We start from the raw sequence: 24,812 nt of genomic DNA, 5'->3' as shown, positions 1-24,812 counted from the left end.
AAATAATGATTGAATTTTTCAGAAAAAGGTGTACAATAGGGAGTATCTATAAATTGAAAGATAAGGAAAAGAGGAAAAAGACTATGACAGTAAATCTTGATTGGGAAAATCTTGGCTTTTCATATATGAAATTGCCCTATCGCTATATCGCTTATTATCGGAATGGTCAGTGGGAGGAAGGCAAGCTGACAGAAGATGCGACCCTACATATTTCGGAGTCTTCACCAAGCCTTCACTATGGCCAGCAGGCTTTTGAAGGTCTAAAGGCCTATCGGACTAAGGACGGCAGTGTCCAGCTTTTCCGTCCAGATGAGAATGCTAAGCGTCTGCAACGCACTTGCGATCGTCTCTTGATGCCACAAGTTTCAACTGAAATGTTTGTGGAAGCTTGTAAGGCTGTTGTCCGTGCCAATGAAGAATATGTACCGCCATATGGAACAGGAGGAACTCTCTACCTTCGTCCCCTTTTGATTGGTATCGGAGATATCATCGGGGTAAAACCAGCAGAGGAATATATTTTTACCATCTTTGCTATGCCAGTCGGAAACTACTTCAAGGGTGGTTTGGTTCCAACCAACTTCTTGATCCAAGATGAATATGACCGTGCAGCTCCACATGGTACGGGTGCGGCCAAGGTTGGTGGTAACTACGCAGCTAGTCTCCTACCAGGTAAGATGGCTAAGTCTCGCAACTTCTCTGATGTTATTTACCTAGATCCGTCAACTCATACCAAGATTGAAGAAGTTGGATCAGCCAATTTCTTTGGAATCACCAAGGACAATGAATTTGTGACTCCGCTGAGTCCATCTATTCTGCCATCCATTACCAAATATTCTTTACTTTACTTGGCAGAGCACCGCTTGGGCTTGACGCCGATTGAAGGCGACGTTCCGATTGATAACTTAGATCGCTTTGTCGAAGCAGGAGCTTGTGGTACGGCAGCAGTTATCTCGCCAATTGGAGGAATCCAGCATGGCGATGATTTCCATGTGTTCTATAGCGAGACAGAAGTCGGCCCAGTGACCCGCAGACTTTATGATGAGTTGACTGGCATCCAATTTGGTGATGTGGAAGCCCCAGAAGGTTGGATTGTCAAAGTAGATGAATAACCCAAGAGCCCTTTGAGGCTCTTTTTATTGAGGAAATCACTTGCCAGCTTTGCTATTTTTGTGTAAAATAGAAACTTGAAAGAGGTAGAAGAATGAGTAAAAAAGATAAAAAAATTGAGATTCAGATTGCAGATAGTAAGGTGAAGCTTGGTGCTGATCAATTTGATGGCTACACCCTTTCTATAGGAAAAAAGGTCATTGGAGAGATTGCTGAGTTTGACGGCCAATTTGCTATTGTCAAGAATGGAAATGTTGAAAGTTTATATAAAAAGCTTGAAAAAGCGGTAGAAACTTTGATTGAAACCTACAATTTAGGAAAATAAGGGCTTGCGCTTCTATTAGATTAATGATATAATTGATATCGTTGATTGTCGGAGAGATAGCGAAGAGGCTAAACGCGGCGGACTGTAAATCCGCTCCTTCGGGTTCGGGGGTTCGAATCCCTCTCTCTCCATTTCATCATTGGGGTATAGCCAAGCGGTAAGGCAAGGGACTTTGACTCCCTCATGCGTTGGTTCGAATCCAGCTACCCCAGTTCTTAGGTAATATATCAGATAAAGGATAAAATATCGTCGGATATTTTATTTCTTTATAGGGTGGAAAACGGTAAAGATAAATCAATGTCGTTTGCGGGTGCTTAGGAAAATAATTATAAGTATGTCAAGTAGTACACTTGATTGTTGGAGGATTTTTTTAGATGAATGAATTTGAAGATTTGCTAAACAGTGTTAGCCAAGTCGAGCCAGGTGATGTCGTTACTGCTGAAGTATTGACAGTGGATGCTAACCAAGCTAATGTTGCCATTGCTGGTACTGGTGTTGAAGGGGTTTTGACTCTGCGTGAGTTGACAAATGATCGTGATGCTGACATCAATGACTTTGTAAAACCAGGTGACACACTTGAATTGCTTGTTCTTCGTCAAGTAGTAGGTAAAGATACAGATACAGTTACTTACCTAGTATCTAAAAAACGTTTAGAAGCTCGCAAAGCATGGGACAAATTGGTTGGTCGTGAAGAAGAAGTTGTTACTGTTAAGGGCACTCGTGCTGTTAAAGGTGGACTTTCTGTTGAGTTTGAAGGACTTCGTGGATTTATTCCAGCTTCAATGCTCGATACTCGTTTCGTTCGCAACACTGAACGTTTTGTAGGTCAAGAATTTGATGCTAAGATCAAAGAAGTAGATCCAAAAGAAAACCGCTTCATCCTTTCACGTCGTGAAGTTGTAGAAGCAGAAGCTGCAGCAGCGCGTGCAGAAGTATTTGGTAAATTGAATGTTGGTGATGTTGTAACTGGTAAAGTTGCTCGTATCACAAGCTTCGGTGCTTTCATTGACCTTGGTGGTGTTGATGGTTTGGTTCACTTGACTGAACTTTCTCACGAGCGTAACGTTTCACCAAAATCTGTTGTTTCAGTTGGTGATGAAATCGAAGTGAAAGTTCTTGATTTGAACGAAGAAGAAGGCCGTGTCTCTCTTTCACTTAAAGCTACAACCCCTGGACCATGGGATGGTGTTGAACAAAAACTTGCTGCTGGCGATGTAGTTGAAGGTACAGTAAAACGTTTGACTGACTTCGGTGCTTTTGTTGAAGTATTACCAGGTATCGATGGCTTGGTTCACATCTCACAAATTTCACACAAACGTGTTGAAAATCCAAAAGATGCTCTTAAAGTTGGTCAAGAAGTAACTGTTAAAGTTCTTGAAGTGAATGCAGCTGCTGAGCGTGTATCACTTTCTATCAAGGCTCTCGAAGAGCGTCCAGCTCAAGAAGAAGGTCAAAAAGAAGAAAAACGTCAATCTCGTCCGCGTCGTCCGCGTCGTCAAGAAAAACGTGACTTCGAGCTTCCAGAAACTCAAACTGGTTTCTCAATGGCTGATCTTTTCGGTGATATCGAATTGTAATTTACTTAAGAAGAGGCTGAGTTTCTCAGCTTCTTTTTTCGTCTTTTCAAGTGGGAGTTTGCATTCGAGTCATTTATTGCGATACTTGCTCTTTATGCATATTCAGTTTTATTTAAGCGAAAGATGCTAGACTAAATCTCTCGTGCATTCTATGAGAAAGGAGCTTGCCGTGAAGTTTATTTTCAATTCTATTAGATTTATAGTTCGCTTGCTTTGGCGGCTCATCTGGGGGCTTATTTGGTCTGTGGCACTCAGTTTCCTTGTTCTTGTAGGTGTTTTTTATTTTACTACTTCGACAGAGACGGGGGCAGAGGGATTATCGCAGGCTCTTCGAACTACTGTTACTCAAGTGGATCAATTTTTAACGCATCAAGGACTTTCAACTGGTCTTCAGACTAGTGAGGGAATTCAGCCCCATCAGCTGACAGATGAGCATAAAGGGACGGGAGCTCGCTGGGAGAAGGCTGGTGCTACGGTATATATCGATACCACGAATGAAACTTTACGTTCAGCCTATCAGGAGGCCATTAGTTCCTGGAACCAGACAGGAGCTTTCACCTTTCAAATCATCAATGACAAAGAAGAAGCGGATATCGTTGCGACGGAAATGAATGATAGCAATGTCAGTGCAGCTGGTGAGGCAGAGTCGCAGACCAATCTCCTCACCAAACGATTTACTCATGTGACTGTTCGCCTCAATAGTTACTACTTGTTGGACAGCCGCTATGGTTATTCTCATGAGCGAATTGTCAATACAGCAGCGCACGAATTGGGCCATGCTATGGGATTAGACCATAATGAGGAGGAATCAGTGATGCAGTCGGCAGGCTCATTTTATAGTATTCAGCCGATAGATATCCAGGCTGTAAAAGACTTGTATCAATCATAAAGGTATGCTAAAAACGATTTTTAATTTTATTAGACGCTTCCCAGAGCAAGTTTTCCTCTTTCTTTTTAATTCAGGAATTTTTGCTTGGCTGTGGAAAAGCGGTAGCGATATTGCTAACCAGCTAGGCGTGACAGCAGCTTGGGAAACTCATGTTCCAGCGCCCATTCAGGCCTTCTTTGGAGAGAATGTTGAGACCGTTCAAGGATTTTTCCAGCATTCGGCCATTATGTGGCTGATTGGTTCCATGATTATTCTTTGGATTGTTCGTTTTGTCAAAGGGATGATAAAGCTGAGTCTCTTTGTTTTGATTATTTTGCTGGGCATTTATCTGGTCATGCAAAATCAAGAAGTTCTAGGGAGTTTTCTGTAAACTACAAGCAATTTATAGAAGAAAAAAATTTATGACATGAAGAACCTTAATCGAGTGAGAGCAAGTCTTTCATGGCAAGTTCAGTGCAAGCTTTCCAAGAAGTTTTTATGAAGTCTTGCACTTTCTGCTCTTGGCTCCTACTTTTATCTAAAATCGAGGATTCAAGCTTGAAAAAGCTTGATGAGCGTTGGTCATGCTTAGAAAAAAGTGGGCTTCTAAAAAATATTTTTTAAAAAAGTAAAAGAAAGGGTTTACATTCGCATTTTGATGTGCTATAATGAAACCATAAATTGAATAGGGTGAGCGTTACTAAGTTGGATTAGGCGTGACCGCAAATGAATTGGAAGAGGCAAGTTCTCTTGTGTTTTTCCGTTTGTTTGCGGTCATTTTTATTTCACGAAGGCTCAAGAAAATGATAAGGAGGGAACTATGTATCGAATTATACTTCCTATGAATAACAATGTTGCTCTAGCCAAACATGAAAATGGTGAAGAGGTTGTTCTGATTGGTAGTGGGATAGCATTCAATAAGAAAAAGGGTGATCCTGTTCTGGAAAGTAAGATTGAGAAAGTCTTTCGTATGAGAACGGAAGAGTCCAAGGAAAACTTTGTGGCCTTGCTCAAAGATGTGCCACTGGACTTTATCACAGTGACCTATGATGTGATTGACACGCTTTCCAAGAAATACCATTACCCAGTCCAGGAGTATATCTATGTCACACTGACGGACCATATCTACTGTTCTTATCAAGCACTTCAGCAGGGGCGGTACAAGGAGAGTGACCTGCCAGATGCTTCAGGTAAATATCCCACTCCTTATCAAATCGCGCAAGAAGCAGTGGCTATTTATCGGGAACGACTCTTAGAAGCATTTCCAGACGATGAAATAAACAGAATCGCCTATCACTTTATCAATGCAGAAGGGGTCTCCAGTCCAGCAGGTCAGGGTCATTTGGATCAGCGAAAGGAAATTCTATCTGCTGTAGAAGAAGAGCTAAGAAAGCAGGGAATTAAAAGAACATCGGAGAATAGCAACTTCTATGACCGTTTTATGATTCATCTTAATTACTTCTTAGATTACTTAGACAGAAGCCGAGATGATAATGTTTCACTGTTAGAAATGGAAAGTCAGATTAAATTGACCTATCCCAAAGCTTATCAAATCGGAAGTAGTCTTTATGAGATTATTGCCCAGAAAACTGGAATAGACTTATATCATAGTGAGCGAGTTTATCTGGTATTACATATTCAACGATTATTATAAGGAACATTAAAAGGAGGATCTATCATGAATAGAGAAGAAGTAACATTACTTGGTTTTGAAATCGTAGCCTACGCAGGTGACGCTCGCTCCAAGTTGCTGGAAGCACTAAATGCAGCTCAGGCTGGAGAATTTGACCGCGCAGAAAGTTTGGTGGAAGAAGCCAATGCTTGTATTGTCGAAGCGCACCATGCTCAGACCAGCCTTTTGACCAAAGAAGCTGCTGGTGAGGACTTGGCTTATAGCGTGACGATGATGCACGGCCAAGACCACTTGATGACAACCTTGTTGCTCAAGGATTTGATGAAACACATGATTGAACTATATAAAAGAGGAGTAAAATAATGAACAAACTCATCGGACTTATTGAGAAAGGGAAGCCTTTCTTTGAGAAGATTTCTCGGAACATCTACCTCCGTGCTATTCGGGATGGCTTTATCGCCGGTATGCCAGTCATCCTCTTCTCATCTATTTTTATCTTGATTGCCTATGTGCCAAATGCGTGGGGCTTCCACTGGTCTAAGGATATTGAAACTTTCTTAATGACCCCTTATAGCTATTCAATGGGGATTCTGGCTTTCTTTGTGGGTGGGACCACTGCCAAGGCTTTGACAGACTCTGTCAATCGCAGCCTGCCTGCGACAAACCAGATTAACTTCTTATCTACTATGCTGGCTTCTATGGTCAGCTTCCTCCTCATGGCTGCTGAGCCTGCTAAGGATGGTGGCTTCCTGACAGCCTTTATGGGAACAAAAGGACTTTTGACAGCTTTCATTGCAGCCTTTGTGACGGTTAATGTCTACAAGGTTTGTGTAAAAAATAATGTCACCATCCGCATGCCAGAAGAAGTTCCACCAAATATTTCGCAAGTATTTAAAGACTTGATTCCATTTACTGTTTCAGTCGTTCTTCTTTACGGCTTGGAGTTGCTTGTTAAAGCAAGTTTGGGAGTAACGGTTGCTGAATCCATCGGAACGCTTCTAGCTCCGCTTTTCTCAGCGGCAGATGGCTATCTGGGAATCACGCTTATCTTTGGTGCTTACGCTTTCTTCTGGTTCGTGGGAATTCATGGTCCGTCTATTGTTGAGCCTGCTATTGCTGCCATTACTTATGCCAATATCGATGCCAACTTGGCCTTGCTTCAAGCTGGTCAACATGCGGATAAGGTCATCACTTCTGGTACTCAAATGTTCATCGTTACCATGGGTGGTACTGGTGCGACCTTGATTGTTCCATTCCTCTTCATGTGGATCTGTAAGTCTGAGCGCAACCGTGCAATTGGACGGGCATCTGTTGTCCCAACTTTCTTTGGTGTCAATGAGCCTATTCTCTTTGGTGCTCCAATCGTACTGAATCCTATTTTCTTCATTCCGTTTATCTTTGCACCTATCGCAAACGTATGGATTTTCAAATTCTTTGTTGATACCTTAAACATGAACTCCTTCTCAGCCAACCTTCCTTGGGTGACACCTGGACCTCTGGGAATTGTGCTGGGTACCAACTTCCAGCTTCTGTCCTTTGTTCTTGCAGCCCTTCTGGTAGTGGTGGATGTGATTATTTACTATCCATTTGTCAAGGTTTATGACGAACAAATCCTAGAAGAAGAACGTTCTGGCAAAGCTAACGATGCTCTTAAAGAAAAAGTAGCAGCAAACTTTAATACTGCTAAAGCGGATGCTATCCTTGAAAAAGCAGGAGTAGATGAAGAAGCTCCAGCTCAAAACAATATTAGCGAAGAAACCAATGTTCTGGTACTCTGTGCAGGTGGTGGTACTAGTGGATTGCTGGCCAACGCTTTGAATAAAGCAGCAGCTGAATACAATGTTCCTGTCAAAGCAGCAGCGGGTGGCTACGGTGCTCACCGTGAAATGCTGCCTGAGTTTGACCTGGTTATCCTGGCTCCTCAAGTTGCCTCCAACTTTGAAGACATGAAGGCAGAGACTGATAAATTGGGTATCAAGCTGGCTAAGACTGAAGGCGGCCAATACATCAAACTAACCCGTGATGGCAAAGGAGCACTGGCCTTCGTTCAGGAGCAATTTAACAACTAATTTGTTAGTTCATTTGAGGTGAAGCAAAGTTCAATTCCCCTGTTATTTACCTATTTACTTACTTGTTTCGCCTCAAAGGCTATTGAAAGGAAAATAAGATGATAAAAACCTTACCTAAAGATTTTATTTTCGGTGGTGCAACAGCAGCCTATCAAGCTGAGGGAGCAACCCACACAGATGGGAAGGGGCCTGTTGCCTGGGATAAGTACCTAGAGGATAACTACTGGTACACGGCAGAACCTGCCAGTGACTTTTATCACAAATACCCTGTGGATCTGAAATTGGCTGAAGAGTATGGCGTCAATGGGATTCGGATTTCCATTGCTTGGTCGCGGATTTTCCCGACAGGCTATGGCGAGGTCAATCCAAAAGGTGTGGAATTTTACCATAATCTTTTCGCAGAATGTCACAAGCGGCATGTGGAACCCTTTGTGACTCTTCACCATTTTGATACGCCAGAGGCTCTTCATTCAAATGGAGATTTCCTCAATCGGGAAAATATTGAGCACTTTGTGGATTATGCAGCTTTCTGTTTTGAAGAATTTCCAGAAGTTCGCTATTGGACAACTTTCAATGAAATTGGTCCCATTGGTGATGGTCAGTACTTAGTAGGAAAATTCCCCCCAGGTATTCAGTATGACTTGGCCAAGGTTTTTCAATCCCATCACAATATGATGGTCTCACATGCCCGTGCTGTTAAGCTCTATAAGGACAAGGGTTACAAGGGTGAAATCGGTGTCGTTCATGCACTTCCGACAAAATATCCTTACGATCCAGAAAATCCAGCAGATGTCAGAGCAGCAGAGTTAGAAGATATTATTCATAACAAGTTCATCTTAGATGCGACTTATCTGGGGCACTATTCAGATGTAACTCTGGCAGGAGTAAACCATATCCTTAAGGTCAATGGAGGCCAGCTGGATCTACGAGATGAAGACTTTGCAGCTCTAGAAGCAGCTAAAGACCTTAATGATTTCCTTGGCATCAACTACTATATGAGTGATTGGATGCGCGACTTTGAAGGTGAAACAGAAATTATCCATAACGGAAAAGGCGAAAAGGGAAGCTCCAAGTACCAGATTAAGGGTGTGGGGCGCAGAGAATCTCCAACCCATATTCCGAAAACTGATTGGGATTGGATTATCTATCCGCAAGGTCTTTATGATCAGATCATGCGGATTAAGAAAGATTATCCCAACTACAAGAAGATCTATATCACTGAAAATGGTCTGGGTTATAAAGATGAATTTGTGGACAATACGGTTTACGACGATGCTCGTATTGACTACGTCAAGCAGCATCTGGAAGTTTTATCCGATGCGATTGCGGATGGGGCTAATGTCAAGGGCTATTTTATTTGGTCTCTGATGGATGTCTTTTCTTGGTCTAACGGTTATGAAAAACGCTACGGCTTATTCTACGTAGACTTTGAAACGCAGGAGCGCTATCCGAAGAAATCCGCTCACTGGTATAAGAAACTAGCTGAAACACAAATGATTGAATAAAAAATAAAGCCGTTAGAGTTGAGCTCTTTCGGCTTTTTTGGGTATGCTAATCCATAGAAGTCTGATTTAATGGTAGGCGGAGCTTGGTGCTCAATCACTGAGCTGGACTTGCTGGTCTGAGTGCTTGCGGAAAAATTTAAAATTCTCCTTTGAATTGGCTTGAGAGACAGACAGTTTGGATTTCATTTTTTATGACAGCCAATGGCTCTGTACTTGGAAATCTGCTATAATGGTCTTATGATTATTTTACAAGCAAACAAGATTGAACGCTCTTTTGCAGGGGAGCTACTTTTTGATAATATCAACCTGCAGGTGGATGAGAGTGACCGGATTGCACTGGTCGGTAAAAACGGAGCTGGCAAGTCAACCCTGCTCAAGATTTTGGTGGGCGAGGAAGAGCCGACTTCTGGTCAAATCAATAAAAAACGAGACTTATCCNTGTCCTATCTGGCTCAGGACAGCCGCTTTGAGTCGGAGAATACCATCTATGACGAGATGCTGCTGGTCTTTGATAGTCTGCGTCAGCAGGAAAAACGCTTGCGGCAGATGGAGCTGCAAATGGGAGAATTGTCAGGGGAAGACCTGACTGCTCTCATGAACCAGTACGATCAGCTGTCAGAGGACTTTCGACAAAAGGGGGGGTTTACCTATGAGGCCGATATTCGAGCGATTTTAAATGGCTTCAAGTTTGACCAGTCCATGTGGCAAATGAAGATTTCTGAGCTGTCGGGCGGGCAGAATACCCGTCTGGCTCTGGCCAAGATGCTCTTGGAAAAGCCAGAGCTGCTGGTCTTGGACGAGCCAACTAACCACTTGGATATCGAGACCATTGCTTGGCTGGAAACTTACTTGATTAACTACAGCGGTGCCCTGATCATCGTCAGCCACGACCGCTATTTCCTAGACAAGGTTGCGACCATCACGCTGGACTTGACCAAGCATTCCTTGGATCGCTATGTGGGCAATTACTCTAGCTTTGTGGTCCAAAAGGAGCAGAAGCTGGCTACTGAAGCCAAGAACTATGAAAAGCAACAGAAAGAAATCGCTGCGCTGGAGGACTTTGTCAATCGCAATCTGGTTCGGGCTTCCACAACCAAGCGGGCTCAGTCCCGCCGCAAGCAGCTGGAAAAGATGGAGCGTTTGGACAGACCGGAGACCGGCAGTCGATCGGCTAATATGACCTTCAAATCTGATAAAGTTTCGGGCAATGTTGTGCTGACCTTGGAAGATGCAGCTATTGGCTACGGTGAGGAAGTCCTGTCGGAGCCGATTAACCTTGATATTCGCAAGTTTAATGCGGTAGCTATTGTCGGGCCAAATGGGATTGGAAAGACGACCTTGATTAAGTCACTAATCGGTCAAGTGCCCTTCATCAGAGGCAAGGAGCAGCTGGGAGCTAATGTGGAAGTGGGCTACTATGACCAGACCCAGAGCAAACTGACTGCCAGCAATACGGTACTTGACGAGCTATGGAATGACTTCAAGCTGACGCCAGAGGTCGAGATTCGCAATCGCTTGGGTGCCTTTCTCTTTTCAGGTGACGATGTCAAGAAATCGGTCGGCATGCTATCGGGTGGAGAGCGGGCGCGTCTACTTCTAGCTAAGCTGTCTATGGAAAACAACAACTTTCTCATCCTAGACGAGCCGACCAACCACCTGGACATTGACAGCAAGGAAGTGCTGGAAAATGCCCTGATTGACTTTGACGGCACCCTGCTCTTTGTCAGCCATGACCGTTACTTTATCAATCGCGTGGCCACCCAGATCATCGAACTCTCTGAGACAGGCTCTACACTTTATCTGGGTGATTATGACTACTATCTTGAGAAAAAGGCAGAGCAGGAGGCCCTGCGTGAGGAGACTGAGCAGACTAGCCCTGACAAGCCAGCACCTGCCAATGACTATCAGCTTCAAAAGGAAAACCAGAAAGAACAGCGCCGGCTTGCCCGCCGCCTAGAACAACTGGAAGCGCAAATCGAGGATTTGGACAGCCAGATCAGTCAGCTTCAGGAAGCCATGCAGACAACCAATGACGCTGGCGAACTCATGGAGAGCCAGCAGCAAATTGACCAGCTGACCGCTGCCCAAGAAGAAGCCATGCTGGAATGGGAAGAATTGGCGGAGAAGGTGTAGGAGTATGCAGTTTCTGTGAGAAATGAGCTTGTCAGGGCTCGAAATGCTTAATTTCACATGTGAAATCAGTCGAAAAAGTGCAAAAACCGAATTTTCTTATGCTACATCTTTCGTTTTTGTAGAAAAAAATTTGATTTTTTCTGAAGACTCATCTCGCCTAGAGTAAGTTTTAAACTTTCTCATGCGTGCTGAGTCCTTTTTAGGAGACGCTGTTAAGGCTGTCTCGAACGGGTAAAAATCTATGACATCTGGGTTTGGAGATTAGAAATGAAAAAGAAATCGATTTTTAAGGCTAGTTTTGAAGAGAGTTTAAATCTGGAAGATGATGGATTTTTACAGTATCAATTGAAGGAACAAAGTAAAAAAGTGTCTAACCTCCCTAGAAATGTATTTGACTATTTCAAAAACGCTCTTTTATATGGTATATTGACACTTATTTTTCCGATTGGCTTCAACTTTTTATTATTGGCTTTTTCAACAATGCTTTATAGTAGTGATCCAAAAGATTTAGCCTTACCCATTTCTAATCATAATTTTTTGACGGCTCATGTTTATGTAATCGGGTTATTTATATGGCTTCTCTTCGTTCTAATTGGTAAATTTATCAAACCATTTTTTATCCTTCCATATAGGACTCATTTTCATGTTATAACGTTTTTGATTTGGTTTGTTATAGAGTTCGACCTCGCTGCTATTGGTTTAGCATTACCATTTCTAACAATTTTAGGGATTTTTGCTATTGGTTGTATTCTTTTAGCCTTAATTTATTGGATGTTAAGGATAGAACTTAAAAGTTTGAAAAAACGAATGTATGGAGAAATTAAGTCCCTCACCTTACTTGATAAAATTGCTAGAGGCCTTGCTATTTATGGAGCAGGTCTATTGGGCTTAGGTGTGATTGTTAATTCTATTTTTAAAGCTTTTTCTATTAGTTTTTCACATTCCGTAACTGTTTTTGGTCTCTTCATATGTTGGATTTTGTTAAACATTGGTTTAATTGCAATGCTTATTTTTATGGAATTTCCTTATTTCCTTTATGCTTACTATAAATGGAAATATCCTGAAGAATACCGCAAGTGGGAAGGCAAATCTGTGGAAGAGTGGTATGGGAAAAAATATTTAAAAAAACACAAGGAGTTATTAAAATAGGATTTGGGTGAAAAGTATGAAGAAATCAATTTTTAAAGCCAGTTTTGAAGAGAGTTTAAATTTGGAAGATGATGGGTTTTTACAGTATCAGAAACAAGAATACTATAATAAACTTGGGAAAGCCTTTAAGAAAGGGAAACCTTCCTTTTGGTTTGGTATTCAAGCTTTTATTCTTAGTCTGTTGGTTCCGATAGGTGTAAATTTCATGCTATTCGTTTTGGCGATGTCCTTACATGATTCTGATCCTAAAGATTTAAGATTACCGATTTCTCAGTATCCTTTGCTAACAGTCGAGCTTTATTTAATTTGCTTGTTAATTTGGTTGTTATTGGTATTAATGGGTAAATTCTTTAAACGGACGTTTATTCTTCCTTATCGTTATCGCTTTCATATTGTAACCGCTATGATATGGTTTATGTTTGAATTTAATTTGCTGGCCATAACAATGTCGTTACCTATATTAACAACATGGGGGATCTTGGTATTTTTTGGACTTCTAGCATTCTTGGCTTATGTAATGCTAAGAACGGAGCTTAGAAGTTTGAAAAAACTAATTTATGGAGAAGTTCAGTCACCTACCTTACAAGATAAGATTGCTAAAGGTATTGCCATTTATGGAGCAGGTGTATTGGGCCTGGCTGTGATTGTTAATTCTATTTTCAAAGCTTTTTCTATTAATTTTTCATCTTCCATAACTGGTTTTGGCCTCTTCATATGCTGGATTCTGTTAAATATTGCTTTAATCGCTATGATTGTATTTATGGAGTTTCCTTTCTTTTTAGAAGGCTATTACAAGTGGAAATACCCTGAAGAATACCGCGAGTGGGAAGGCAAATCATTGGAAGAATGGTATGGAAAAAAATATTTAAAAAAACACAAGGAGTTATTGAAAAATAGGTAAAAAGAACGATTGGTGCGGATATAGAGATAAGTGAACAGAGTTTTTAGCAGAACAGCAATTAAAGGAATTGAAGTAGTAAACAAATGGAAGATTTAGGCAACGTTTTTCGTGATTTTCGTTTAAATGGACATTATTCTTTGAAGGAAGCGGCGGGTCAGGTTTGCTCGACTTCTCAGCTGTCTCGTTTTGAGCTGGGGGAGTCGGACATGACCCTCTCGAAATTTTTAGATCTCTTGGATAATATTCATGTGACTCTTGAAAATTTTATGGACAAGGCACGGAATTTCCAGCAGCATGAGCATGTGGCTATGATGGGTAAGATTATCCCTCTTTACTACTCAAATGACATCAAGGGATTTCAGGACTTGCAAGCGGAGCAGTTGGAAAAGGCCCAAGCTAGTAGCGCGCCTCTTTACTATGAGCTGAATTGGATTTTGCTGCAGGGCTTGATTTGTCAGCGAGACAGTCAATTTCGCATGAAGCAAGAAGATTTAGATAAGGTGGCCGAATATCTCTTTCAAGTGGAAGATTGGACCATGTACGAGCTTATCCTCTTTGGCAATCTCTACAGTTTCTATGATGTGGACTACGTCTACCGTCTGGGCAAGGAAGTCATGGAGCGGGAGGACTACTACAAAGAAATTGGTCGCCATAAGAGACTAGTCTTGATTTTAGCTCTCAATTGTTACCAGCATTGTTTGGAAAGTCGTTCTTTTGATAAGGCAAGTTACTTTGAGGCTTACGTAGAGAAGATTATTGGCAAGGGTATCAAACTCTATGAACACAATGTATTCCTCTATCTAAAGGGTTTTGCGGCTTATCAGAAGGGACAGAAGAAGCAAGGAATCAAGCAAATGCAGGAAGCCATGCACATCTTTGAAGCACTGGAACTACCTGAGCAAGTCGCCTATTATCAAGAGCATTTCGAAAAGTTTGTAAAAGTATAATTTCCCAAATATGGGAAAAATAAAGAACCTCCCTCTATTCCTGATACAATAGTTTCAGAAATGGAAGGAGGTATTTTTATGAATCGACATGCTGCACAGCTGATTACACGGGCTGCTATTAATAAAATTGGAAATATGCTCTATGACTATGGAAACAGCATCTGGCTTGCTTCTTTGGGAGCTCTGGGACAGACGGTCTTGGGCATTTACCAGATATCGGAGCTAGTTACTTCCATCTTATTCAATCCTTTGGGTGGGGCCATTACAGACCGCTTTTCCAGACGGAAGGTGCTGATGGTAACGGACTTGATTTGTGCCGGTCTTTGTCTGCTGATTTCTTTTATTTCAAATGACCAGCTCATGATTGGAGCACTGATTTTTGCTAATGTGGTTCAGGCTATAGCCTTTGCNTTTTCTCGGCCAGCTAATAAATCCTACATTACAGAGATTGTNGACAAGGAAGACATCGTGGCCTACAATTCTCATCTGGAACTGGTCTTGCAGGTTATCAGTGTCTCAGCTCCAGTTTTGTCTTTTATCGTGATGCAGTATGCAAATCTGCGCGTGACTCTTCAGCTGGATGCCCTGAGCTTCTTTCTGGCTTTTGCCCTGGTTTATTTTCTGCCTAATCATGAGCCAAGTAAGCAGCAGTCGCCCATCAATTTTGGAAATATCCTGAGAGATATTAAGGAAGGTTTAGTTTATATCCGTCAACAAAAGGAAATCTTCTTTCTGCTTTTAGTAGCTTCTGCAGTTAACTTTTTCTTTGCGGCCTTTAATTATCTATTGCCTTTTACCAATCAGCTCTACGGCAAGACTGGCTCTTATGCGACTATTCTGAGTTTAGGCGCTATTGGCTCAATCATTGGAGCCATTCTAGCCAGCAAGGTTAAGGCCAGTATGGGAAATCTACTCCTAGCTCTGCTATTGACTGGTGTTGGAGTCGCAGTCATGGGCGTCTCTTCCTTGCTACCGGTTCATCCCTATTTTTCTTATTCTGGTAATCTTATCTGTGAGCTCTTTATGACTGTTTTTAACATTCATTTCTTCAGTCAGGTTCAGACCAAGGTGGAGCAGCAGTATCTAGGCCGAGTTTTCTCAACGATCTACACGTTGGCAATTCTTTTCATGCCTCCTGCGACTTTCCTGATGACTCTTCTGCCGAGTGTCCGCACAGCCACCTTTCTTCTACTTGGTCTAGGAGTGATGGGGTTAGCTTTGATTTCCTACCTTTATCAAAAGAAAATACAAAAAAACTAGGTTGGAGTGATTTCCAATCTAGTTTAATGTTTTGTCTTGCAAATCTTCAGCTGAGAATTTTTAAATTCATTATTAGCCTAATTTGGCTTAGAACTTTATTTCCAAGCTACTAGCCTAAATCGGCTGATAAATTAGTAGTGCGAGGTGTTTGAATAGCTGGTAGAAAAATTTTTTCCATTGGAATGTACATATAATCATTGTTCCTTGCTAGTAAAAGTAGTATGATGAAGTATAAGCAAAATTAATGGAGTGAGGAATGAAAGATTTTCATTTTGATGCGATTTCAGCATTTGAAAACTATAAAATTGAGGAGGCCAAAGATGGCCATGTTTTAGTAACGACAGAGGTCGTTCCTTCTTCTCTAAACTATTATGGCAATGCACATGGAGGCTACCTATTTACTTTGTGCGATCAGATTAGTGGTTTGGTCATCATTTCGCAAGGTGCTGACGCTGTGACCTTGCAATCTTCCATCAATTATCTAAAAGCGGCTAAACTAGGCGATACTCTAAGCATTGAGGGGAACTGTATCCATACTGGCCGGACGACTAGAGTGGTGGATGTAGATATTGTCAACCAAGATGGAAAGAATGTCTGCAAGGGAACCTTTACCATGTTTGTCACTGGCGAAAGGGGAGAAAATGCACAAGTTAGAATATAAACATTATCTTTTTGACTTTTACGGAACACTAGTAGATATCCGGACTGATGAAGATGATCCGACTTTATGGTTGTATCTTTCCCGCATCTATGCAGCATATGGAGCAGATTATCAGCCAGAAGACTTGAAAAAGAAGTATGGACAATTAGTAGTAGAGCAGGAAAATAAGATAGCTCAAGAGAAAGGCGTGGCCTATCCCGAGGTTGATTTGGTGGCGGTTTTCATCCAGCTCTTACAGGAAGCTCCATCCAAGCATGAAACCCAGACTCCGCTACCAGATGTGCAGGCTTGGGGAGAGCAGTTGGCTGTGACTTTTCGGAGTTTGTCCCGTCGTCAGCTCTGTGCTTATCCGAACACCTTCAAAGTTTTAAAGGCCATTAAGGACCAGGGTGGCGATATTATATTGCTATCCAATGCTCAAAGGGCTTTTACAATGCCAGAAATTGAATTGACGGGTTGTGCTGCTTATCTGGATAAAATTTATATTTCTTCTGACTATCAGATCAAAAAACCGCAAGCAGAATGGCTAGAGCTTGTGTCGGAAGAGAATCAGCTTAATCCAGAAGATACGGTTATGGTCGGAAATGATTTTTCTACGGATATGGCTATTGCTCAAGCTGTTGGGATTGATGGAATCTTGCTGAACACTTTCCCGTACTCAGCTGCAGAGATAGATAAGCTAAATAAAATGCAGGCCAGAGTCATTACAGATATAGAAGAACTGCTGGAAAATAGGAAGTAAAGGATGTCGCGAGGTCTTTAAATAGTTTATTCACAGCCAAAATTGTGGATAACTCAGAGAAACATTACGATTTTATGAAAAATTGTGGATAACCTTTATTAATTTGCTTTCTTATGATATAATAGCCCATATAAATAAAAATAGAAGAGGTATGTGAAATGTCACGTAAACCATTTATTGCCGGTAACTGGAAAATGAATAAAAATCCAGAAGAAGCAAAAGCATTCGTTGAAGCAGTTGCATCAAAACTTCCTTCATCAGACCTTGTTGAAGCAGGTATCGCAGCTCCTGCAGTTGATTTGACAACTGTTCTTGCTGCTGCAAAAGGTTCAAACCTTAAAGTTGCTGCTCAAAACTGCTACTTTGAAAATGCAGGTGCTTTCACTGGTGAAACAAGCCCACAAGTTTTGAAAGAAATCGGTACTGACTACGTTGTTATCGGTCACTCAGAACGCCGTGACTACTTCCATGAAACTGACGAAGATATCAACAAAAAAGCAAAAGCAATCTTTGCAAACAGTATGCTTCCAATCATCTGTTGTGGTGAAAGCCTTGAAACTTACGAAGCTGGTAAAGCAGCTGAATTCGTAGGTGCTCAAGTATCAGCTGCTTTGGCTGGCTTGACAGCTGAACAAGTTGCTGCATCAGTTATCGCTTATGAGCCAATCTGGGCTATCGGTACTGGTAAATCAGCTTCACAAGACGATGCACAAAAAATGTGTAAAGTTGTTCGTGACGTTGTAGCTGCTGACTTTGGTCAAGAAGTTGCAGACAAAGTTCGCGTTCAATACGGTGGTTCAGTTAAACCTGAAAACGTTGCTTCATACATGGCTTGCCCAGACGTTGATGGTGCCCTTGTTGGTGGAGCATCACTTGAAGCTGAAAGCTTCCTAGCTCTTCTTGATTTTGTGAAATAAGAATAACAATAAATGGCTTGTTGCCCTAAAGGTGGCAAGCTTTTTAAAAGTTTGGAGATAAAAGGTGAAATCAAAGGAACTTATCTATTTAGCCAGCACAGCTATATTGCTAGCAGCAACGGCTAACGTGGTACAGGCAGAAGAAAATGCGCCGACAACCACAGACCCTGAAGTAGCTAAAGCAGAACTTCAAGTAGAAAAGGATCATCAAGCTCAGCAGGGATCCTTAGCAGAAGTGGTGCCTACCGATCAACAGGTAAAACAGGAAACCTCGGTCGTAAGAGCTGAAGCTAGTCCAGTATATAAGGCACCAGAAAATCTGGCACCTGCTGCTAGTCTGGTCAAGGAGAACGTACCAGAAAATAAAGCAAGTGAACAAGCAAAATCAGCTGCTTCTGAAGAGATTCAGAATCCAGTAAAGGCTGAGCAGACTTCCCCAGCGATCAGCGCCAGTCCTGCATCCAAAAAAGGTAGCACTTCTTTTTATAATACGGCTTCTTCAGCAGGACAGACAGCGCGTGGCAATTCACAAGCCGAAATCAAGGGCTCTACCTTTGTGGATGTGAGTAGTCATAACGGCCATATCAGCGTAGCAGACTATCGCCAATTAGCATCCAAAGGTGTCGGCGGTGTCGTTGTCAAACTGACAGAAGGCACCCACTATACTAATCCTTTTGCTGAGTCTCAGGTTCGAAATGCGCAAGCAGCTGGTTTGCAAGTATCAACCTATGCTTTCTCGCATTATACAAATGATGCAGAAGCCAGAGCAGAAGCCCGTTACTATGCTGCTTTTGCTAATAAACTGTCCGTGCCTAAAAATACAGTCATGGTCAATGACATGGAAGACCCTAAAATGCAAACGGGGATTAACCAGCATACTCAGGATTGGGCAGATGAAATGCGCAAGCAGGGATATGCAAATCTGATGTATTACACGAGCGCTAGCTGGGTTGACCAGAATAACCTACGCCACAAAGGTTCAATCAATACATCTCTCTTTGGCCTTGATAATTTTTGGATTGCTCAGTATCCAGCGCCTAAGCTAAGCGCAAATGATGCTAAAAATTTGAAGTATAATAGCAGAGCAGGAGCTTGGCAATTTACTTCTCAAGCGCAGCTGCTTTCTGGTAAGCATGTTTTTGACCAGAGCATTGACTATTCTGGAAGATTTACAGCTAGAGCTACTTTGGTTAAACAACCTCTGACAGGTAAGATTAGTATTCAAAATAATAATCCAAAAACTGGCACATTTGATGTTGTTGTTTCCGAAGTTTCCGCACCACATGGAGTTCAGGAAGTTAAACTTCCGACTTGGTCCAGTGAGCGTGGACAAGATGATATTGTTTGGTATACTGCAACGAAGCAAGCTAACGGAACTTATAAGCTGACTGTTAATGCTGCCAACCATAAAGGTTCTACGGGCGAATACAATGTTCATTTGTATTACGTTCAAGGTGATGGCAAGTTGGTCGGCGTTGGTGGTACAACGACTAAGGTCTCAGTTGCGAAACCAGAAGGTAAGTTGACTATTGCCAACAACGATCCAAAGGCCGGTACATTCGATGTGATCGTGTCTGAAGTTTCTAGTCCGCAAGGGGTTCGTGAAGTCTTGCTTCCAACTTGGTCAAATGATCAAGGTCAAGATGACATCATTTGGCACAAGGCACAGAAACAGTCAGACGGTACTTATAAATTTACTGTCCGTTCTAGCGAGCATAAGAATTCTATTGGCGACTACAGTGTTCACTTGTACTACGTTCAAGGTGACGGCAAGTTAGTCGGAGTCGGTGGCACAACGACTAAGGTTTCAGTTGCTAAGCCAGAAGGCAAGCTGACTATTACCAACAACAATCCAAAGACCGGTACATTCGATGTGATCGTGTCTGAAGTTTCTAGCCCGCAAGGGGTTCGTGAAGTCTTGCTTCCGACTTGGTCAAATGATCAAGGTCAGGACGACATCATTTGGCACAAAGCACAGAAACAGTCAGATGGTACTTATAAATTTACTGTCCGTTCCAGCGAGCATAAGAATTCTGTTGGCGACTACAGTGTCCACTTGTACTATATCCAAAACGACGGCAAGATTTTCGGCGTTGGTGGTACAACGACTAAGGTTAGTCTTGCCTCAGTTGCGAAACCAGAAGGCAAGCTGACTATTGCCAACAACAATCCCAAGACGGGTACATTCGATGTGATCGTGTCCGAGGTTTCTAGCCCGCAAGGGGTTCGTGAAGTCTTGCTTCCGACTTGGTCAAATGAGCAAGGTCAGGATGATTTGATTTGGCACAAGGCACAGAAACAGTCAGATGGTACTTATAAATTTACTGTCCGTTCCAGCGAGCATAAGAATTCTGTTGGCGACTACAGTGTCCACTTGTACTATGTTCAAAACGACGGCAAGATGGTCGGTGTTGGTGGTACAACGACCAAGGTTTCAGTTGCTAAGCCAGAAGGCAAGCTGACTATTGCCAACAACGATCCAAAGACCGGTACATTCGATGTGATCGTGTCCGAGGTTTCTAGCCCGCAAGGGGTTCGTGAAGTCTTGCTTCCGACTTGGTCAAATGAGCAAGGTCAGGATGATATTATCTGGCACAAGGCACAGAAACAGTCAGACGGTACATATAAATTTACCGTTAGTGCCAGCGAGCACAAGAATTCCGTTGGTGACTACAGTGTTCATTTGTATTACGTTCAAGGTGACGGAAAGTTGGTAAACGTCGGTGGTACCACGACTAAGGTTTCAGTTGCTAAGCCAGAAGGCAAGCTGACTATTACCAACAACAATCCAAAGACCGGTACATTCGATGTGATCGTGTCTGAAGTTTCTAGCCCGCAAGGGGTTCGTGAAGTCTTGCTTCCGACTTGGTCAAATGATCAAGGTCAGGACGACATCATTTGGCACAAAGCACAGAAACAGTCAGATGGTACTTATAAATTTACTGTCCGTTCCAGCGAGCATAAGAACTCTGTTGGCGACTACAGTGTCCACTTGTACTATATCCAAAACGACGGCAAGATGGTCGGTGTTGGCGGTACAACGACCAAGGTTTCAGTTGCTAAGCCAGAAGGCAAGCTGACTATTGCCAACAACGATCCAAAGACCGGTACATTCGATGTGATCGTGTCCGAGGTTTCTAGCCCGCAAGGGGTTCGTGAAGTCTTGCTTCCGACTTGGTCAAATGATCAAGGTCAGGATGATATTATCTGGCACAAGGCTCAAAGACAGTCAGACGGTACATATAAATTTACCGTTAGTGCCAGCGAGCACAAGAATTCCGTTGGTGACTACAGTGTTCACTTGTACTATGTCCAAAACGACGGCAAGATGGTCGGTGTTGGCGGTACAACGACCAAGGTTTCAGTTGCTAAACCAGAGGGCAAGCTGACTATTGCCAACAATGATCCGAAGACCGGTACTTTCGACGTGATCGTATCCGAGGTTTCTAGCCCGCAAGGCCTTCGTGAAGTCTTGCTTCCGACTTGGTCAAATGAGCAAGGTCAGGATGATTTGATATGGCACAAGGCGCAGAAACAGTCAGACGGTACATATAAATTCACTGTTCGTGCCAGCGAGCACAAGAATTCCGTTGGTGACTACAGTGTCCACTTGTACTATGTTCAAAATGACGGCAAGATGGTCGGTGTTGGTGGTACAACAACCAAGGTGTCCATTGCGGCAGGGGAGAAACCACAGGGAAAAATCAGTATCCAAAATAAAAACAATGAAACTGGTGAATTTGATATCGTCGTTTCTGGTGTTGTAGCTCCAGAAGGTGTCAAAACTGTCTATTTGCCGACTTGGTCCAGTCAAAATAGACAAGATGATATTCAGTGGTATACGGCGGAACGTCAAGCTGATGGTACTTATCGCAAGCATGTTTATGCAAGAGACCATAAAAATAGCCAAGGCGAGTACAATGTTCACCTATATTACTTGAACAATCGCAATCAGCTGCAAGGAGCTGGTGGAGAGAAAACTACGGTTTCTATTAAACATCCTCAATCGCCTAGCAGTCAGCGTGATCGTGTTCTTGCAGCAGCAGCAGCGATGGTTGGCGTCAAGGGAGGCAGTGCTGAGCACCACCGTTTGGTCAATGACTATAATAGCGTTAGACCGCTACCAGTCGGTTATGCTGTGAAGAATTCAGATGACTGGTGCGATATTTTCACGACAGTTATTTTCCAAAGAGAAGGCTTGAGCGATCTCATCGGTCGTGAATGTGGTGTTGAGCGCCATATTCATATCTTTAAACGTCTAGGTATTTGGAATGAAGATGGAAATTCTACACCTAAAGCCGGCGATATTATCACCTTTAACTGGGACAAAGATACCCAGCAAAATGATGGCTGGGCTGATCATATCGGTATTGTCGAAAAAGTCGAAAATGGCATCATTCATACGATTGAAGGTAACAGTAATAACGAAGTTAAACGCAATACTTACCGTATCGGTCATGGAAATATCCGTGGTTTTGCATCACCTCGTTATAGATAAACACACAAAAAACCAAGGGAAACCTTGGTTTTTTAACGTCTTAGAATTTTCTTTATGAACTGAAGCAGCTTAAATTTGAGAGGGTTAGGATAATAACGGAAAGTCCCTATTTTTCGGACGATAAAGCCGTTAAAGTTCTGCTTGAAGCGCAGAACGCCGTCAGATCCGTCGAAAATTCCCATAATGCCGAGGAAATTATAAAATGGAATGCCTCTCTTGATGCTTTCTGTCATAACGTATTCCTGCAGCAGGGCTGGGGCGTAGAATTTGTTAAACTCAGGATAGGATCCGCTAAAAAGATAGGTTGTTTCCTGAGGAGTGTAGATAAAGAGGCTGGCAGCCAGGACTTGGTCTTGGTCGCCGTACTTGTCAATCAGCTCTTGGGCCTCAGATTTGCGGGTTTCAAAGCTATCAAACTGGCTGGAAAGCTCTCGCAGCTGATTTTGCTTCTTTTCAGACTGCGGATTTTTTTCCAAGTCTGCTTGCAGTTTCTGAATTTTCTGGCCCAGTTTATCTTGATCTTTTTGTAAGTTTTGAAGATAGTCCTTGAAGTTGAGACTGGCTGTCATAAAGTCCGCTTGCTGACCAAAGCTATCATAAAAATCTTGATAGTAGTCTAGTGACTTGTCATCATATTCTCGTCGGTCAGAGGTAGCAGCCGTGATATCTTTGAAAATGCTGAGTTGGTCGCGTTCCAGTCTTTTAAGCTTGATACCAAAGGTGTTCGCCTTTTTGACTGTCGCTTTACCGCTTTTACTGAAGGACTTGAGCAAGTCTTTCTCCGTCAGACCAGCTAAGTCTTTGACATAATGCCAATCAGGCTCCCCGCCTGGATAGCCCTTCTGTAGGCCGTCAAAGGCAAAGCCCAAATCAGTCAGTTGCTGGATAAGCTCGACTTTTTCTTCAGATGTAGGCTGGCCATTGCTGTCAAAGGTCTGATAAGTCTCATAGGGCTTGATGATCAGCTCTAGGGCACCTTCTTTTTTAGCATAGGCTTGCAAAGCTTGATAGAAAGGAGTCAGGTATTGAGCATCAGTAGAGACAGGACCGCAGTTGATTTCCATATGGAGGCCGCCAGTCATCGGCATACTGTAAAGGACAGCAGACACCACGACCTGTCCCTGCGAGTCGGTGTAGCCGACATACTGGGTACTGAAGCCCCGCTTACTCAGCAGCTCTGCCATTTCCACGGTCTGCATAAAAGAGCGTTGGGAGCTAGCTGAGGTATGCTGGATGAATTCTTCTTGGCTGAGAAGTTTAAAGGTCATAGGCTTCCTTTCTTTTAATGCTTGCTGCGCAGTTTCTTTCTGATAGTGTAGGCCAGATTGGAGAGGTGGTAAAGGGGATTGGTCGGCAGGTTAAACTCACCAGCAAATTCCTCAATAGTCGGATTGAACTTGGATTTAAAGCTGTAGAGACCACCCTTGAGGTCATTTTCGATTCCGCCCATATTTTGCCAATCAGCTCCACGCTCAAAAGCATGTTTGGCCGTTTCGTACCAAGTGATGATGGCTGGCTGATAACGACGGTACTCCTCGTCCATTCCGGCATAGATATTTTCAGAGGTCTTGCCGTATTCTAAGACCAGTGTGCCAGACAGGGGAACGACAGCAGCACCTTGGCTGATTTTGTCCTGCAGAAAGTCAATCTCTTCTTGGAGGCGTTTTTGTTCTTGCTTGTTATTCTCAATCTTGCCGAGCTTGGTTTTCTCGGTAAATTTCTCCGCTTCCTTAAGTGTCTTGGTCAGCTGAGTCTGCAAGTCTTCCAAGCGTGCCTTTAGATCAATGCTGGACAAGGTGATGTAGGAGTGCTCAGGATAAGTATTCAAGAGTTTTTGGTAATAGTCTTTGCTGCGTAGGTGGATGTTTTTTCTGTTTTCTGTCTTCTTCATTAGAGCTGAAAAGTCATCCAGTAATTCTGTTCCACCAAATTGGATTTGAATGCCTTTGTTACGGGCTGTACGAATGGCTTGGCGAGTACTCTTAGAAAGCAGATCCTCGCTGAAATCTTCTTTATGGATATTGGCCTGCAAGCGAGGCTGGATGGTTTCATCTAGAGACTCAGTCCTTCCAACCCAGATAGCTCCAGCTTGTTGAAGCTCTTGAATCAGCTTAACCGTCTCGGCTTTGTCTTGCAAATCGCCGCCCATCTTGCTTTCTGCCAGAAAGAGGCTAGGGTCAAACTTGATAAAGAGCGCTTTTTTCTCCTTGGCAAATTTCTTGAGCGACGACAAAACAAAGGCCAGCAGCTCCTTGTCACTATAGTCCATGATAGGACCGCGAGGGATATAAAGCATGGTCATCCCCAAGGGCAGTGGTTTGATTAGGACACTAGCAGCAGCAACCAAGTGGCCGTCTTTATAGAAGCCCAAGCGTTCATTTCCCCAGTTGTCCTTGATTTGAGCCCAAGCAGCGCTCTGCAGGAGATTGGCCTGCGGATGAGCCGTGACAAAATCATCGTGTTCCTGAGCTGAAATTCCAATTTTGTAGCTGTACATTATTTTAAAACCCACTCTCTAAT

Annotated in this window: 20 protein-coding genes and 2 tRNA genes; 20 read left to right on the top strand and 2 right to left on the bottom strand. The window is 42.8% G+C overall.

Annotated features, from left to right (window positions below; genetic code table 11):
* The first annotated feature begins 5 nt into the window (after window positions 1-5).
* The 20 genes from D8792_RS07150 (at window position 6) to D8792_RS07055 (ending at window position 22,292) form a co-directional block, all read left to right on the top strand.
* The gene (locus tag D8792_RS07150) at window positions 6-1,109 is read left to right on the top strand and encodes a branched-chain amino acid aminotransferase (protein ID WP_125373485.1); all 1,104 of its coding nucleotides are present in this window, start codon (window positions 6-8) and stop codon (window positions 1,107-1,109) included.
* Between the two features lie 92 nt (window positions 1,110-1,201).
* Window positions 1,202-1,432 carry a DUF2969 domain-containing protein gene (locus D8792_RS07145; protein ID WP_015604623.1) on the top strand — a complete coding sequence of 77 codons (231 nt, stop codon included), beginning with the start codon at window positions 1,202-1,204 and terminating at the stop codon, window positions 1,430-1,432.
* Window positions 1,433-1,482: 50 nt separating this feature from the next.
* A tRNA-Tyr gene (locus D8792_RS07140) sits at window positions 1,483-1,563 on the top strand.
* A gap of 9 nt (window positions 1,564-1,572) precedes the next feature.
* Window positions 1,573-1,644 (top strand) — tRNA-Gln (locus D8792_RS07135).
* Window positions 1,645-1,806: 162 nt separating this feature from the next.
* Entirely contained in the window at window positions 1,807-3,009 is a 1,203-nt protein-coding gene (rpsA, locus tag D8792_RS07130; protein WP_015604624.1) for a 30S ribosomal protein S1, read from the top strand.
* Window positions 3,010-3,160: 151 nt separating this feature from the next.
* Window positions 3,161-3,898, top strand: coding sequence for a matrixin family metalloprotease (locus D8792_RS07125; protein WP_185758426.1), 738 nt, complete (start codon window positions 3,161-3,163; stop codon window positions 3,896-3,898).
* Between the two features lie 4 nt (window positions 3,899-3,902).
* On the top strand, window positions 3,903-4,268 hold the full coding sequence (locus D8792_RS07120) for a hypothetical protein (protein ID WP_125373483.1): 366 nt from the start codon (window positions 3,903-3,905) through the stop codon (window positions 4,266-4,268).
* Window positions 4,269-4,697: 429 nt separating this feature from the next.
* On the top strand, window positions 4,698-5,531 hold the full coding sequence (locus tag D8792_RS07115) for a PRD domain-containing protein (protein WP_125373482.1): 834 nt from the start codon (window positions 4,698-4,700) through the stop codon (window positions 5,529-5,531).
* A 24-nt stretch (window positions 5,532-5,555) separates the two neighbouring features.
* Entirely contained in the window at window positions 5,556-5,873 is a 318-nt protein-coding gene (lacF, locus tag D8792_RS07110; protein ID WP_125371058.1) for a PTS lactose transporter subunit IIA, read from the top strand.
* Window positions 5,873-7,579, top strand: a complete 1,707-nt coding sequence (locus tag D8792_RS07105; protein WP_125373481.1) for a lactose-specific PTS transporter subunit EIIC — start codon at window positions 5,873-5,875, stop codon at window positions 7,577-7,579. Before lacF ends, D8792_RS07105 begins: the two co-directional genes overlap by 1 nt.
* Before the next feature lie 98 nt (window positions 7,580-7,677).
* Window positions 7,678-9,084, top strand: a complete 1,407-nt coding sequence (gene lacG, locus D8792_RS07100) for a 6-phospho-beta-galactosidase (protein ID WP_125373480.1) — start codon at window positions 7,678-7,680, stop codon at window positions 9,082-9,084.
* Between the two features lie 237 nt (window positions 9,085-9,321).
* Window positions 9,322-11,217 carry a ribosomal protection-like ABC-F family protein gene (gene abc-f, locus D8792_RS07095; RefSeq protein ID WP_125373479.1) on the top strand — a complete coding sequence of 632 codons (1,896 nt, stop codon included), beginning with the start codon at window positions 9,322-9,324 and terminating at the stop codon, window positions 11,215-11,217.
* 267 nt (window positions 11,218-11,484) lie between these two features.
* Window positions 11,485-12,366, top strand: a complete 882-nt coding sequence (locus D8792_RS07090) for a hypothetical protein (RefSeq protein ID WP_125373478.1) — start codon at window positions 11,485-11,487, stop codon at window positions 12,364-12,366.
* Between the two features lie 16 nt (window positions 12,367-12,382).
* Window positions 12,383-13,267 (top strand): hypothetical protein, encoded by an 885-nt coding sequence (locus tag D8792_RS07085; RefSeq protein ID WP_125373477.1) that lies wholly within the window; start codon window positions 12,383-12,385, stop codon window positions 13,265-13,267.
* Window positions 13,268-13,350: 83 nt separating this feature from the next.
* On the top strand, window positions 13,351-14,214 hold the full coding sequence (locus D8792_RS07080; RefSeq protein WP_125373476.1) for an Rgg family transcriptional regulator: 864 nt from the start codon (window positions 13,351-13,353) through the stop codon (window positions 14,212-14,214).
* Window positions 14,215-14,292: 78 nt separating this feature from the next.
* Window positions 14,293-15,474, top strand: coding sequence for an MFS transporter (locus D8792_RS07075; protein WP_125373475.1), 1,182 nt, complete (start codon window positions 14,293-14,295; stop codon window positions 15,472-15,474).
* A 256-nt stretch (window positions 15,475-15,730) separates the two neighbouring features.
* Window positions 15,731-16,135: a PaaI family thioesterase gene (locus D8792_RS07070; RefSeq protein ID WP_125373474.1), complete on the top strand. Its 405-nt coding sequence runs from the start codon at window positions 15,731-15,733 to the stop codon at window positions 16,133-16,135.
* Window positions 16,116-16,877 carry an HAD family hydrolase gene (locus D8792_RS07065; protein ID WP_125373473.1) on the top strand — a complete coding sequence of 254 codons (762 nt, stop codon included), beginning with the start codon at window positions 16,116-16,118 and terminating at the stop codon, window positions 16,875-16,877. Before D8792_RS07070 ends, D8792_RS07065 begins: the two co-directional genes overlap by 20 nt.
* Window positions 16,878-17,035: 158 nt before the next feature.
* Entirely contained in the window at window positions 17,036-17,794 is a 759-nt protein-coding gene (tpiA, locus tag D8792_RS07060) for a triose-phosphate isomerase (protein ID WP_125373472.1), read from the top strand.
* A gap of 64 nt (window positions 17,795-17,858) precedes the next feature.
* A complete protein-coding gene (locus D8792_RS07055) occupies window positions 17,859-22,292 on the top strand; it encodes a GBS Bsp-like repeat-containing protein (protein ID WP_125373471.1) in 4,434 nt (1,477 codons plus the stop codon).
* Between the two features lie 32 nt (window positions 22,293-22,324).
* Here the strand turns inward: D8792_RS07055 and D8792_RS07050 are convergent, their stop codons facing one another.
* Both D8792_RS07050 and D8792_RS07045 read right to left on the bottom strand, forming a co-directional pair.
* Window positions 22,325-23,560 (bottom strand): aminoacyltransferase, encoded by a 1,236-nt coding sequence (locus tag D8792_RS07050; protein WP_125373470.1) that lies wholly within the window; start codon window positions 23,558-23,560, stop codon window positions 22,325-22,327.
* A 14-nt stretch (window positions 23,561-23,574) separates the two neighbouring features.
* A complete protein-coding gene (locus tag D8792_RS07045) occupies window positions 23,575-24,789 on the bottom strand; it encodes an aminoacyltransferase (RefSeq protein WP_185758424.1) in 1,215 nt (404 codons plus the stop codon).
* Window positions 24,790-24,812: the final 23 nt, after the last annotated feature.

Origin of the sequence: Streptococcus cristatus, assembly GCF_003943505.1 — a bacterium.
GTDB lineage: Bacteria > Bacillota > Bacilli > Lactobacillales > Streptococcaceae > Streptococcus > Streptococcus cristatus_E.
The sequence above is the reverse complement of the archived record's forward strand: the minus strand, read 5'-3'. Positions and strand labels throughout refer to the sequence as shown.

Excerpts from the sequence above, each read along its gene's own strand:
- D8792_RS07115 (WP_125373482.1), top strand. The coding sequence starts at position 4,698 with ATGTATCGAATTATACTTCCTATGAATAACAATGTTGCTCTAGCCAAA.
- lacF (WP_125371058.1), top strand. The coding sequence starts at position 5,556 with ATGAATAGAGAAGAAGTAACATTACTTGGTTTTGAAATCGTAGCCTAC.
- D8792_RS07080 (WP_125373476.1), top strand. The coding sequence starts at position 13,351 with ATGGAAGATTTAGGCAACGTTTTTCGTGATTTTCGTTTAAATGGACAT.
- D8792_RS07050 (WP_125373470.1), bottom strand. The coding sequence starts at position 23,560 with ATGACCTTTAAACTTCTCAGCCAAGAAGAATTCATCCAGCATACCTCA.
- rpsA (WP_015604624.1), top strand. The coding sequence starts at position 1,807 with ATGAATGAATTTGAAGATTTGCTAAACAGTGTTAGCCAAGTCGAGCCA.
- D8792_RS07120 (WP_125373483.1), top strand. The coding sequence starts at position 3,903 with ATGCTAAAAACGATTTTTAATTTTATTAGACGCTTCCCAGAGCAAGTT.
- D8792_RS07065 (WP_125373473.1), top strand. The coding sequence starts at position 16,116 with ATGCACAAGTTAGAATATAAACATTATCTTTTTGACTTTTACGGAACA.
- D8792_RS07125 (WP_185758426.1), top strand. The coding sequence starts at position 3,161 with ATGAGAAAGGAGCTTGCCGTGAAGTTTATTTTCAATTCTATTAGATTT.
- D8792_RS07150 (WP_125373485.1), top strand. The coding sequence starts at position 6 with ATGATTGAATTTTTCAGAAAAAGGTGTACAATAGGGAGTATCTATAAA.
- D8792_RS07070 (WP_125373474.1), top strand. The coding sequence starts at position 15,731 with ATGAAAGATTTTCATTTTGATGCGATTTCAGCATTTGAAAACTATAAA.
- tpiA (WP_125373472.1), top strand. The coding sequence starts at position 17,036 with ATGTCACGTAAACCATTTATTGCCGGTAACTGGAAAATGAATAAAAAT.
- D8792_RS07105 (WP_125373481.1), top strand. The coding sequence starts at position 5,873 with ATGAACAAACTCATCGGACTTATTGAGAAAGGGAAGCCTTTCTTTGAG.
- lacG (WP_125373480.1), top strand. The coding sequence starts at position 7,678 with ATGATAAAAACCTTACCTAAAGATTTTATTTTCGGTGGTGCAACAGCA.
- D8792_RS07145 (WP_015604623.1), top strand. The coding sequence starts at position 1,202 with ATGAGTAAAAAAGATAAAAAAATTGAGATTCAGATTGCAGATAGTAAG.
- D8792_RS07085 (WP_125373477.1), top strand. The coding sequence starts at position 12,383 with ATGAAGAAATCAATTTTTAAAGCCAGTTTTGAAGAGAGTTTAAATTTG.
- D8792_RS07090 (WP_125373478.1), top strand. The coding sequence starts at position 11,485 with ATGAAAAAGAAATCGATTTTTAAGGCTAGTTTTGAAGAGAGTTTAAAT.
- D8792_RS07045 (WP_185758424.1), bottom strand. The coding sequence starts at position 24,789 with ATGTACAGCTACAAAATTGGAATTTCAGCTCAGGAACACGATGATTTT.